At 64.1% G+C, this 10,844-nt stretch carries 12 protein-coding genes; 4 read left to right on the top strand and 8 right to left on the bottom strand.

The genetic code is table 11. The features are described from left to right. From pgk to tkt, 3 genes are all read right to left on the bottom strand, one after another. Positions 1-269 (bottom strand): phosphoglycerate kinase (pgk, locus tag JOZ76_RS23440; RefSeq protein ID WP_291702368.1); only part of this gene is annotated, 269 nt, incomplete at its 3' end. Positions 270-375: 106 nt separating this feature from the next. Continuing rightward, positions 376-1,383, bottom strand: coding sequence for a type I glyceraldehyde-3-phosphate dehydrogenase (gene gap / locus JOZ76_RS23435; RefSeq protein WP_291702366.1), 1,008 nt, complete (start codon positions 1,381-1,383; stop codon positions 376-378). A 158-nt stretch (positions 1,384-1,541) separates the two neighbouring features. Then, entirely contained in the window at positions 1,542-3,539 is a 1,998-nt protein-coding gene (gene tkt, locus JOZ76_RS23430; protein WP_291702364.1) for a transketolase, read from the bottom strand. A gap of 309 nt (positions 3,540-3,848) precedes the next feature. Between tkt and JOZ76_RS23425 the strand changes: the two genes are divergently transcribed. Both JOZ76_RS23425 and JOZ76_RS23420 read left to right on the top strand, forming a co-directional pair. Further along, complete coding sequence (locus tag JOZ76_RS23425; protein WP_291702362.1) at positions 3,849-4,169, top strand: DUF4164 domain-containing protein; 321 nt, start codon at positions 3,849-3,851, stop codon at positions 4,167-4,169. Next, the gene (locus JOZ76_RS23420; protein WP_291702360.1) at positions 4,166-4,549 is read left to right on the top strand and encodes a cell division protein ZapA; all 384 of its coding nucleotides are present in this window, start codon (positions 4,166-4,168) and stop codon (positions 4,547-4,549) included. The genes JOZ76_RS23425 and JOZ76_RS23420 overlap by 4 nt, the downstream gene beginning before the upstream one ends. A 92-nt stretch (positions 4,550-4,641) precedes the next feature. On the opposite strand, the gene JOZ76_RS38330 is transcribed toward JOZ76_RS23420, so the two are convergent. Together JOZ76_RS38330 and JOZ76_RS23415 are read right to left on the bottom strand one after the other, a co-directional pair. Further along, a complete protein-coding gene (locus JOZ76_RS38330) occupies positions 4,642-4,857 on the bottom strand; it encodes a DUF3551 domain-containing protein (RefSeq protein WP_366938619.1) in 216 nt (71 codons plus the stop codon). A gap of 987 nt (positions 4,858-5,844) precedes the next feature. After that, positions 5,845-6,345: a DUF1269 domain-containing protein gene (locus tag JOZ76_RS23415; protein ID WP_291702358.1), complete on the bottom strand. Its 501-nt coding sequence runs from the start codon at positions 6,343-6,345 to the stop codon at positions 5,845-5,847. A 404-nt stretch (positions 6,346-6,749) separates the two neighbouring features. Here JOZ76_RS23415 and JOZ76_RS23410 point away from each other — a divergent pair, with 404 nt between their 5' ends. Together JOZ76_RS23410 and JOZ76_RS23405 are read left to right on the top strand one after the other, a co-directional pair. Beyond that, positions 6,750-7,157, top strand: a complete 408-nt coding sequence (locus JOZ76_RS23410) for a hypothetical protein (protein WP_291702356.1) — start codon at positions 6,750-6,752, stop codon at positions 7,155-7,157. Positions 7,158-7,494: 337 nt separating this feature from the next. Further along, positions 7,495-8,232: an adenylate/guanylate cyclase domain-containing protein gene (locus JOZ76_RS23405; RefSeq protein ID WP_291702354.1), complete on the top strand. Its 738-nt coding sequence runs from the start codon at positions 7,495-7,497 to the stop codon at positions 8,230-8,232. A gap of 157 nt (positions 8,233-8,389) precedes the next feature. On the opposite strand, the gene JOZ76_RS23400 is transcribed toward JOZ76_RS23405, so the two are convergent. The 3 genes from JOZ76_RS23400 to JOZ76_RS23390 all read right to left on the bottom strand — a co-directional run bounded on the left by JOZ76_RS23400 (position 8,390) and on the right by JOZ76_RS23390 (position 10,619). Then, positions 8,390-8,842 (bottom strand): universal stress protein, encoded by a 453-nt coding sequence (locus JOZ76_RS23400; protein ID WP_291702352.1) that lies wholly within the window; start codon positions 8,840-8,842, stop codon positions 8,390-8,392. A gap of 287 nt (positions 8,843-9,129) precedes the next feature. Beyond that, positions 9,130-10,077 carry an alpha/beta hydrolase gene (locus JOZ76_RS23395; RefSeq protein WP_291702369.1) on the bottom strand — a complete coding sequence of 316 codons (948 nt, stop codon included), beginning with the start codon at positions 10,075-10,077 and terminating at the stop codon, positions 9,130-9,132. Positions 10,078-10,430: 353 nt separating this feature from the next. Next, positions 10,431-10,619 (bottom strand): EamA family transporter, encoded by a 189-nt coding sequence (locus JOZ76_RS23390; protein ID WP_291702350.1) that lies wholly within the window; start codon positions 10,617-10,619, stop codon positions 10,431-10,433. Positions 10,620-10,844: the final 225 nt, after the last annotated feature.

Here is a 10,844-nt window from a genome sequence, read left to right as displayed (position 1 = left end):
AAGCCGACCGGCCGCTTGAGCACGCCGGACAGCGCTTCGGCGACTGGCTTTAGTGACTCCTTGGCATCGCGGCCCTTCGGCCGGCCGAAATGGGCGAGCAGGATGACCTTGCCGCCCTTGTCGGCGATTTCGGTGATCGTGGGCGCGACGCGCTCCAGGCGGGTCGCGTCGGTGACGTGCCCGTTTTCCATGGGCACGTTGAGGTCAACGCGCAGCAGCACGCGCTTGGCCTTGACGTCGACGTCATCGAGGGTGCGGAATTTGTTCATGACATGCTTCCCCTCGTCATGGCCGGGCTCGTCCCGGCCATCCACGTCTTGGCAACACGAAGAAAGACGTGGATGCCCGGCACAAGGCCGGGATGACGACAATCAACTACAGCAGTTTGCCCATCGCGACCGCGGTGTCGGCCATGCGGTTCGAAAAGCCCCACTCGTTGTCGTACCACGACATCACCCGCACCAGGTTGCCGTTCATGACCTTGGTCTGGTCCATATGGAACGTCGATGAGTGCGGATCGTGGTTGAAGTCGATCGAGACGTTGGGCGCGGTGGTGTAGCCCAAAATGCCTTTGAGCTGCTGCTCGCTGGCGCGCTTCATCGCTTCGTTGATCTCCTTGGGGTCGGTGTTGCGCTTGGCGACGATCTTCAGGTCGACCACGGAGACGTTCGGCACCGGCACGCGGATCGCGACGCCGTCGAGCTTGCCTTTGAGCTCGGGCAGCACGAGGCCGATCGCCTTCGCCGCGCCCGTCGAGGTCGGGATCATCGACATCGCCGCGGCCCGGCCGCGGTAGAGATCCTTGTGCAGCGTGTCCAGCGTCGGCTGGTCGCCGGTATAGGCGTGGATCGTGGTCATGAAGCCGGTCTCGATGCCGACCGTGTCGTTCAAAACCTTTGCGACCGGCGCCAGGCAGTTGGTGGTGCAGGAGCCGTTGGAGACCACCAGATGATCCCTCGTCAGCGTGTCATGGTTGACACCGAACACGATGGTCGCGTCGGCATTCTCGGCGGGCGCCGAGACCAGCACGCGCTTGGCGCCCGCGGTCAGATGCGCCGAGGCCTTCTCCTTGGCGGTGAAGATGCCGGTGCATTCCAGCGCGACGTCGACGCCGAGCGCCTTCCAAGGCAGCTTTGCCGGATCGCGCTCGGCGGAAACCTTGATCTTGCCGTTGCCGAGGCTGATCGAGTCGCCCTCCACCGTCACCGTGCCCGGAAAACGGCCATGCACGGAATCATAGCGCAGCAAATGGGCATTGGTCTCGACCGGGCCGAGGTCGTTGATGCCGACCACTTCGACGTCGGTGCGGCCGGATTCTGCGATGGCCCGCAGGACGTTGCGGCCGATGCGGCCAAACCCGTTGATTGCGACGCGGACTGCCATCTTCCTCTCCTTCCATGACGGTTGTCATCCCCGGAACGCGACGGCTGGTCGCACGCGCGGGAATTTTACGGCGGACACGCCCGGTTCGGCCGGGCGGGAGCATTGAATATGGGGCCTTGGTAGACCTTTTTGCCCCCGATCACAACCGCCAGCGCGCCCTAACCTTGCCCGCCGTCGAGGCGCTTCAGGGCTGCGCTGACGGCCGCCTCCGCGGTAATTCCAAAGTGCTTGTAAAGGTCCTTGTAGGGGGCGCTTTCGCCGAAGGAATGCATGCCTATGAATTCACCATCGATCCCGATCACGGCATCCCAGCCCCAGCGCACCGCCGCCTCGATCGCGATCTTCACCGGTGCGTGACCGATGATGGCCTGCCGCTTCTCGGCCGGCTGCGCCAACAGCAGTTCGAGCGAGGGCACCGAGACCACGCGCGCCGGGACGCCCTGCTCGGCAAGCTGTTTTTGGGCCGCAACCGCGATCTCGACCTCGGAGCCCGACGCGAACAGCGTCACTTTGGCCTCGCCCCTGGCCGCAACCAGCTCATAGCCGCCATGCCCGCAAGGGTTGTCATCGGGGGCCGTGGTGCGGAGCTGCGGCAGGTTCTGGCGCGTCAGCGCCAGCACGGTCGGCCCGGTCGAACGGTTGAGCGCGAGCTCCCAGCATTCCGCCACCTCGACGGCGTCGCAGGGGCGGAACACGCGCATGTTGGGAATGGCACGCAGCGCTGAGAGATGCTCGACCGGCTGATGCGTCGGCCCGTCCTCGCCGAGCCCGATCGAATCATGGGTCATGACATAGACGGCGCCGGCGCCCATCAGCGCCGCCAGCCGCATCGCCGGCCGCGCATAGTCTGAAAAGATCAGGAAGGTGGCGCCGTTCGGCGCAAAGCCGCCATGCAGGAATATGCCGTTCAGGCACGCCGCCATGCCATGCTCGCGGATGCCGTAATGGATGAAGCGGCCCTTTGGCGTCTTGGCGGAGAACGCCACCGCCGACTTCGCCTTGTTGTTGTTGGAGCCGGTGAGATCGGCGGAGCCGGCGACGAATTCGAACGGCATCGCGGCGGCAATCGCCTCGATCGCGGCTTCCGACGACTTGCGCGTCGCGACGTTGAGCGGGCTCGCCAGCAGCGCCTTCTTGTGCGTCTTAAGCGCCTTGCCGAGCGCTGCGGGCCGCTCATGCTTGAGCCGGCGCTCGAACTCGGCGCGCTTGCGCGGGCCGAGTTCGGCATAGCGCGCGTCCCATTCCTTGCGCGCGGCGCCGCCGCGGCTGCCCGCCTCGCGCCAGCTCTTCAGCACGTCATCAGGCACGGAGAACGGTTCGAGCGAGATGCCGAGCTTCTCCTTGGCGGCTTTCAGTTCGTCGCCGCCCAGCGCCTCGCCATGCACCTTGTTGGTACCGGCCTTGTTGGGCGCGCCAAAGCCGATCGTGGTCTTGCAGGCGATCAGCGTTGGCCGCGAGGACGCTTGCGCGCGTTTGATCGCGGCCGCGATCGCCTGGGGATCGTGGCCGTCGATCCGTTCCGCCTGCCAGCCCGCCGACTTGAAGCGCTTGACCTGGTCGACCGAGTCGGACAGCGAGGTTGGGCCGTCGATCGAGATGCCGTTGTCGTCATAGAGCACGATCATCTTGCCGAGCCGCCAGTGACCGGCGAGCGCGATCGCCTCCTGCGACACGCCCTCCATCAGATCGCCGTCGGAGCAGAGCACGTAGGTATGATGGTCGACGACCTTCTTGCCGAACTCGGCGGCCAGCATCTTTTCGGCGAGCGCCATGCCGACCGCGGTCGCAATGCCCTGGCCGAGCGGCCCCGTGGTGGTCTCGATCCCGCTGGTGTGAAAATTCTCCGGGTGGCCCGGAGTCTTCGATCCCAATTGCCGGAAGCGCTTGATCTCGTCCAGCGTCATGCCCGGGTTGCCGGTCAAATAGAGCAGCGCATAGAGCAGCATCGAACCGTGACCGGCCGAGAGCACGAAGCGGTCGCGGTCGGGCCAGGCCGGCTCGGTGGCATCGAATTTCAGAAACTGCGTGAACAGCACGGTGGCCACATCGGCGGCACCCATCGGTAGGCCCGGATGGCCCGACTTGGCCTTCTCGACCGCATCCATCGCCAGCGCGCGTATCGCGTTGGCCATGCGGGAATGTTCGACCTGCGTCATGATGAGATCCGTCCAAGTGAATAGCTTGATCTATGTTTGTCGCGCGGCCCTCTGACATTGCCGGGGCTGCGGGACCAGCGAAAAGGTTGGATAGCACCTGGGTTCCGAGAGTCAAAGGACGGGTTCAGGCTCATGAACGCGCCGGGGGGACCGAATGTTGCTTAGCAGTGCATAGTTCCGTCACGGCGTTGCGCTGGCCGCTCTGGACACGTAAGTTGAAATATCGAGTGCCCGCGTGCTCCGGGATTCTCCGGAGGCGGGCTTTTGTCAGTTGAGGCTTCTGTGGGGTTGAGTCCTGCGGCGACGCGCATGAGTGATCATCCAGCCAATCGATCCGGACCAGCGGAGGCGGTCTCCGCCGATCTCGACGCAGCGACGCGGCGGTTGATGGCGGCACTGGATGCGCTGGAGCGCGCGGTCGAGCGGCGGCGGGATGCCGATCGCGACGAGGATGAGCTCGCCACGCGCATTCAGGCGCTCGGCGCGGACCGCTCGCGGCTCGCCGACGAACTCGACGGATCGCTGGTGCGAACGCGCAAGCTGGAGCGCGCCAACCGCGAGGTCGCCGAGCGGCTCGATGTCGCGATCGGTACGATCCGCACCGTGCTCGGCGCGGGAGAGGACGGATGAGCCACATCAACGTCACCATCAACGGCCGGCAGTACCGCATGGCCTGCGAGGAGGGGCAGGAGGTGCGGCTCTTAAAACTCGCCGAGCAGCTCGAATCGCGCATCCAGAGCCTGCGCGGCAAGTTCGGCGAGATCGGTGATGCCAGGCTCACCGTGATGGCCGCGCTGACGGTCTGCGACGAACTGCTCGACGCCGGCGTGCAGATCAAGAATCTCGAGCAGGAGCTGGAGAGCCTGCGCAACGTGCGCGTCGCGGCGAACGACCGCGCCCGCGAAACCCAGGCCGCCGTTGCCAGCGCGCTGAATGCGGCCGCCGAGCGCATCGAAAAGACGACGCAGGTGCTGAACCGCACCGTCGGCGCCGGCGTCGCGATCGGATGAGGCGCGCACAGGCGCACTCAGGGCTCGCCCCGAGGGCTCATGTGCAATCAACGATCCAAGGCGTTGGCGATTCAGCCTGATCCCGTGGCTCGTTAGTGCGTCAGCTTGTAGCAGTGCCCGCCACCCCTATGCTTGACCCGCGCGCGGCATGCATCGAGCGTCGAAAATGAGCAGTCGGGTTGTCCCGCTGCGGTCGCTCCTCGTAGCTGCATGCAGAATTTGGCCGCATTGGCCGGACCTTGGGGCCATGCAGCAAAGCTTATCGAGAGAAGCACCATGGCGATGAGCGCTAGTATTGAACGCGGCATATCGGGCCTCCCTATGAGGTTTGCCCCCTTCTTGGAGATTGCCATCGCATCCTCGGCCCCGCGACTACTTGTGACACTTGCCTGTCTGTGTATCGCATGAGTTCCCGGCGTGGCAGAAGTGATAGCGTCCTGACGTGCCGGCGTGACACTCGCAGGTCTTCACGTTCACGGCCCCCTCCGGACAGGGCGCAAAGCGCTTGAATTTGACCGCCGCAATTGCGGGCTCAGTCACGAGAAGGGACGAACCGACAAGCGCGAAAACAAGTAAGAACAGTCTCATGAGCCGTTCCTGTTGCTCAATTTACGAGTAGGACGCGGCACCGCCGCGCGCACGATCCGGAAGCGGAAGGGCAGCGTTAGCGCAAACTGCGACGCGGCGGCCTGCGGCCATGGACAGGAGGTCATCACCCCCTGCCGGGGAGCGGCTCTGGGAGTGGTCGCGGACGTTGGCTTCCCGGCCGACCTGGCTTCGGCGGGCGCGCGACCGGGCCGTGGCCCGGCCGTCGCCAGCCGTGCCACCCGGACGGACCACCCCAACCCAGGCCGCGCCTCCTGCTGAAGCCACACCGGTACCAACCGGCCCCTCGCCATCCCCTGTTGTACCAGCAGTAGCGCTGGCCTCTCCAGCTGAATTGGACGGTTTCCGCAGGACGCGGCTCATCAGCAGCCGCAGCCAACTTCAGTGGCACGATGAGGCTGGCTTGCGAACGACCGCCGGTCGTCGCAACCGCCGCGGAGGCAGCCGCAAGAGCGACCACCCACAGAGTCAATTTTCGCATGATGTCCACCTCGCCTTCGATTGTGCGGGAGAAGGGAACGGCTGCGTGGCCGCACGGCGGCGTGCTGCAGCCTGCCGTTCTCGCAGCCGACGAGGGTCAGGCCACTGCGCCCCCGCACGCGAGTACGACGCAAACCGCAAGCGCGACCGGCCGCAGGACAATCAGGCAAATTGCCGCAACGGCCGTTCTCGACGATGTCTCGCCGCCGCTAGGCTGCCTTTGCCTGAGTTGCAGCTGCGAGCGTATCGCGCAGGTGCTGCTCTTTGGTTTCATCGAGCGAGGTCTTCAGAACCGTCCCTCCGGCATCCTTGATCTCGTTGAGAACCTTGTCTGCCGTCATACTCTTGATCAGCAGGAACAGAACGGCGTCCCCCGATTTCACCTTCGCCGCGAGATCCTTCATGAACTGGTCCCTGATGCCAAAATCGGTCAGCGCGCCGCCCAGTGCGCCCGCGCCGGCACCGAGAGCGACGCCCAGGAGAGGATTCAAGAACACCATCCCCAGCAGCAGTCCCCACAGGCTGCCGCCTGCGGCGCCGGCCATCGTGGTATTCACGAGTTGATTGAGCTTTATGGAATCGCCTTCTTTGACGGCGATCACAGCATCACTGATGGTGATCAAATACTCGCTCTGGAGCTTGAGTATTTTCTGCCGAACTTCCTCTGCCTTGGCTTCGGATGGGTACACAATCGCAACAAGATCTGACATTGAGCGCTCCTGTAACGAATTGAAGAGCTGCCCCCTCATCACGCGCTGGGTCCACACGATACGAAATTTACCACAGACCTGAAGCTTCCCTTGTCGGCTTATCAGCCCCGCATATTCACAATTTGGAGATGTTTTGCGGTCTCGATGCAATTGAGTAAGCGTGATTGTCGTATGGTCCGCGCATGAAGGGCGTGGCGCAAAAACTGCCTGCTCGCGCGGTGCTGCCGCTTTGGTTGGCTTCCTCTTTGCCGGATATCCTCGCCCCGCGTCCTATTCGGTCATGTCGACGCCAGGGTGGGGGAACTTCTGTAACCTAAATTGAAACCCTGGGCTCGCGCCGTTAGCAACCACTGAACGAGCAACACGTTCTGCGGTCTCAGAAGATATCCAAGAAGGAGATATCCATGAGACTGAGAATTGCTGCTGTTGCGTTCGCCGCGCTTGGCGGCGTTGCGCTCACCTCGACTGCGACTTCCGCGATGCCAAACGGGATCCCGAATGCGAACGCGATCGCCGGGCAATCATCCAATCTCGAGCAGGCGCGCTGGGTTCGGGACTCGCGCGGCCGCCTCGTGTGGCGCACGAGGCCGCGAGTCCACGTCGTCGTGGGTCCGCGCCGCTTCTGGGGTCCGCGACGGTTCGCCGCCGTGGGTCCGGGCCCGGTGTGGGGTCCGGGATGGGGCAGCTCCGTCGCCTGGGGCGCAGGGCCGGCTTGGGGCCCGCGGCCAGTGTGGGGCGGCGCCTACGCCATGAGTCCGGGGCCTGTCTGGGGCCCGCGCCCGGGATGGGGCTGGAATGGCGGGTGGTGGTGATCCTGCGGCCGTAGCGATGCGATAAGCGCTTCGAGGCTTCGAACCGCCTCGACGGGAAGGAGCGCAGTGCCCTCGGCAAGCGTCTGACCAGACGTCCTCATGGTCGTTGCACTCTGAGGATTGCACCATGGCCATGACGAGAGCGCCCTGGAAGGAACTGCGGCGCCGTCGCCGCTGACACCGTGCGCAGCGCTGAGCCGGTCGCCGCGTCGTGCTCGCCAGGCCGCCGCCAGCATTGAAGTACCGCTGCGCGGTCCGCGGCAGCGTTTGTTTGTTCCTCGCCTCGCCCCCAGACACTCTGCTCTTTGCCGGCAGATGATGCTAGTCTCCTGGCACGATGACTCCGGAGCCTGCCGCGATCTGTCTGGGCTGTTGGCAGAATCTTCATCTGCCGATACCGCTGCGCGGGCTGCTTTCGACGCCGTTCCGCCTCGTCGGCATCAAGCCCAGCCGGATGAATCCCAACACCTGTACAATCTGCGAGATGGCCTTTTCCAGGGTGATGAAGGCGCGCGCGATCGCGATCGATGCGACTGTCATGTTCGCGGACCTGCGCGGATACACGGCGCTGACACAGAGCATCGACCAGCCGGCTCTGACCTCGCTGCTCGATGTGTTCTATGACGAGTGCGCCGCCGCGATCTGGCGCTATGACGGGCTGCTCAACAAGACCATCGGTGATGCCGTGTTCGCGATCTTCAACTTTCCGGTCAAGCAGACGGATCATCCCGTGCAGGCCGTACTCGCCGCGCGCGAAATTCAAAAGCGCTTCGCGAGCCGGCGCGAAGAGCTGCTGCACAGCATCGGCGCGGGCGATGAGGACGTCGAAATCGGCATCGGAATCGGGATCGACAGTGGAGAGACCAATTTTGGCGAGTTCGGCCAGACCCATCGCGACCTGACCGCGGTCGGCACCGTCGTGAACCGCGCAGCGCGTGCGCAGTCCGCGGCGCAGTCGGGCGAGATCATGGTCACGGCGGCGGTCCGCGACCGCACCGGCGCCATGATCGCCGGCGGCGGCAGCGACCACCTCCTGAAAGGCTTTCGGGAGCCGGTCACCCTGTTTCACGCATGAACGCCGAAGGCCGGGCGGCGTGAGAAGACGGTTCGGCAGGGACCACTGCCGCTGCGGGTCCGCCTTGATGCCAGGTTTGAGAATGTACATTCAGGGGCCGCCCGATTCCGGTTCTCGGAGAGGCAGGCTAGCACACCCCGCACTCTCACCTAGGCTGCTACCGCACGACCAGCACCGGCACACCTCCGTCCGCCAGGACCTCCGATGTCTGACTCCCCAAAAACAGCTTCCTGAGGCCGCGACGCCCATGGGAGGCCATGATGATCAAGTCGCAGCCTCTGGACTTCGCCGTTTCGATGATCGCAGTAGCTGGATGCGCATCCGGAACATGCAGGAGTTCTGCGGATATCCCGACCTGCTCTGCCATGGCTCGCGTTTCATCGAGCACTTTGCCCGCTCGTTCCCTGCAGGCTGCGTTGAAGCGATCAAACTCTTCCTGCGAGGGAATCCATCCCGAGGCGTGTCCGCCCCCATAATCGACCGGCAGCGGTTCGGTCACGGTGATGACTGTCACTTTGGCGTTCAAAGCCTTTGCCAAAGCGATCCCGTGCTTAACGCCTTTTCTCGCGACATCCGATCCATCCGTGCTCAAGAGAATATTGGCGTACATTCTGGGGCTCCCTTGCTCGTCGAATTTCTTCTCCAAAAATGATCCTCACTTATATGGTCCGATCGCCGCCGTCCGTCCAAGGGCCTCCAAGCTCTTTGTGGACCAACGAGCGCCCGATCATGGCCCAAGCCGGACCTCCTGCTGTTTTTGTCCTCGTGGCAGGTGTTCGGGATAGAGGCGGGGCGCCAGGGTGGAGCAGGTTCATCGCCCTTACTGGGCGCAGCAAGCGTAGCCCGGATGAGCGGAGCGATATCCGGGATGATTGCGCGACCATCAAATCCCGCAGATCACTTCCCTACGACCGCCATCAAAGCGTTTTTGCTTTGCAGCCAAGAGCGAATGGCCAGGACAAGCTCTGTCTTGCGTTCCAGCGGCAGCCAATGTCCGGAGGGCATGCTGGTCACGGTAAGGTCTGTGCACGCCGCGCGCATAGGGTCGCCTTGGCGGTTTCCGGTGATACTGCAGATTTGATCAAAGTCGCCGTTCACAAACAGCACCGGCTGCGACAGGCGGCCGCTATTGGGCGCCCTGCGAGCGTAGGCGATATTGGCGTCATCGTTCAGGTACCACGCGCAGGCGGGACGGAAGCCGTGAGCCTCAAACGCCTGCACCAGCACGTCGAAGTCCGCCAGCGGCCAGAGAGCCGGATCAGGTTGAGTCGCCGGAGCGCGGTGTGCGGCGCCGAAACGCCCTCCGTTGCGCGTGACCACCGCATTCGGCGAAACTTTGCCGACGCCGGCGGGATCGCCCGGTCGAAAGATCGATGCCAGCGATGCAGCCTTATCTGCATCTAGGTCGGCGACCGCGGCCTCGAAGTGCGTCGTGTAGTAGCGGTAGTAGTCCCATTGGCCATCCGGATATCGGTCGGCCGGATATATCGTTCGGTCGACAAGGGGGACGACTGTGCGAAGGGCGTGGCCGCCGGGTTGATACGCCAGCGAGGTCAGCACGACGGCACGGCTGCGGTTGGGCTCGTGCGTGGCGAGCTCACCGGCCACGACAACGCCCCAGTCGTGGCTAACCCAGATCGCAGGCTTGCCCCCAAGGTGGTCATGGAGCTCCGCCATGTCCGCCACGACTTGCTCGATGGCGTAGGCATCGTTGGCTGCAGGAGCGGAAGAGCCGCCGAAGCCGCGCAGATCAGGTGCGACGCAGTGCCAGCCATCGGCGGCGAACGCGTCCATTTGGGCACGCCACATCAAACCGATGCTCGGCCAACCGTGAAGGAATATCATCAACGGTCCGTCGGCCGGCCCGCACTCGATGTAGTGCGTTGACTGACGAGCCGTGGTGAAAGTCCGCGAAACCAGCGCGGAGGGTTGCGTTCCGCGGATTGCGCCCGAAAGGGCCGTGGTCAGTCCGGCCTCAGAACTGAGCGGTTGAAGTGGGGCTTTCATGGTCAAATACTCCAGTTGAAGGCAAATCGTCCTCTGAAATACGCCTCGTCGAGGTAAGGGCAGGCGACAACGCCCAGGACAGCGTGCGGTTCACCTGCTCCCGCGCCACGGTCTGCCGCCGCCGTTCGTCGAGAGACCTGCGATCGACCATCAGCGCGAAGCCCACGATGGCGACCGCGCCTGAAAGCAGCTTAAAAAGGGGTCAGTGGTTCGTGCAGCAACAGCGCGGACAGGCACAACGCGACCACAGGCGCGGCATAATTGAAGGTGTTGGCGAGCGTCGGCGAGACCTCGGCGTTGAGCGTCGGGAATACCGCGTCACCGATCAGCGTGCTCGCCACGACGAGGAATGCAAGTGCCGTCCATGCCGACAGCGACACGCGCGAGGTGGGTCGTGGCGGCGATATCCGATATTGTGACGATCGCGCCGAGTGCCACTCCCGGCTGCCGCCAGTTGTGTCGTCAGGCCAATCACAGGATCGCATGGTGACGCCAGACGCGGCGCGAGCAGCGAGGTAGCCCGGATGAGCGGAGCGATATCCGGGTCGATCGCGCCATCAAGAGAGATCCCGCATGTCGCTCTCGCTCATGCGGGCTACTTGCTG

This window comes from Bradyrhizobium sp. (assembly GCF_019244115.1).
Taxonomy (GTDB): Bacteria; Pseudomonadota; Alphaproteobacteria; order Rhizobiales; family Xanthobacteraceae; genus Bradyrhizobium.
This window is presented reverse-complemented; position numbering and strand designations above follow the sequence as displayed.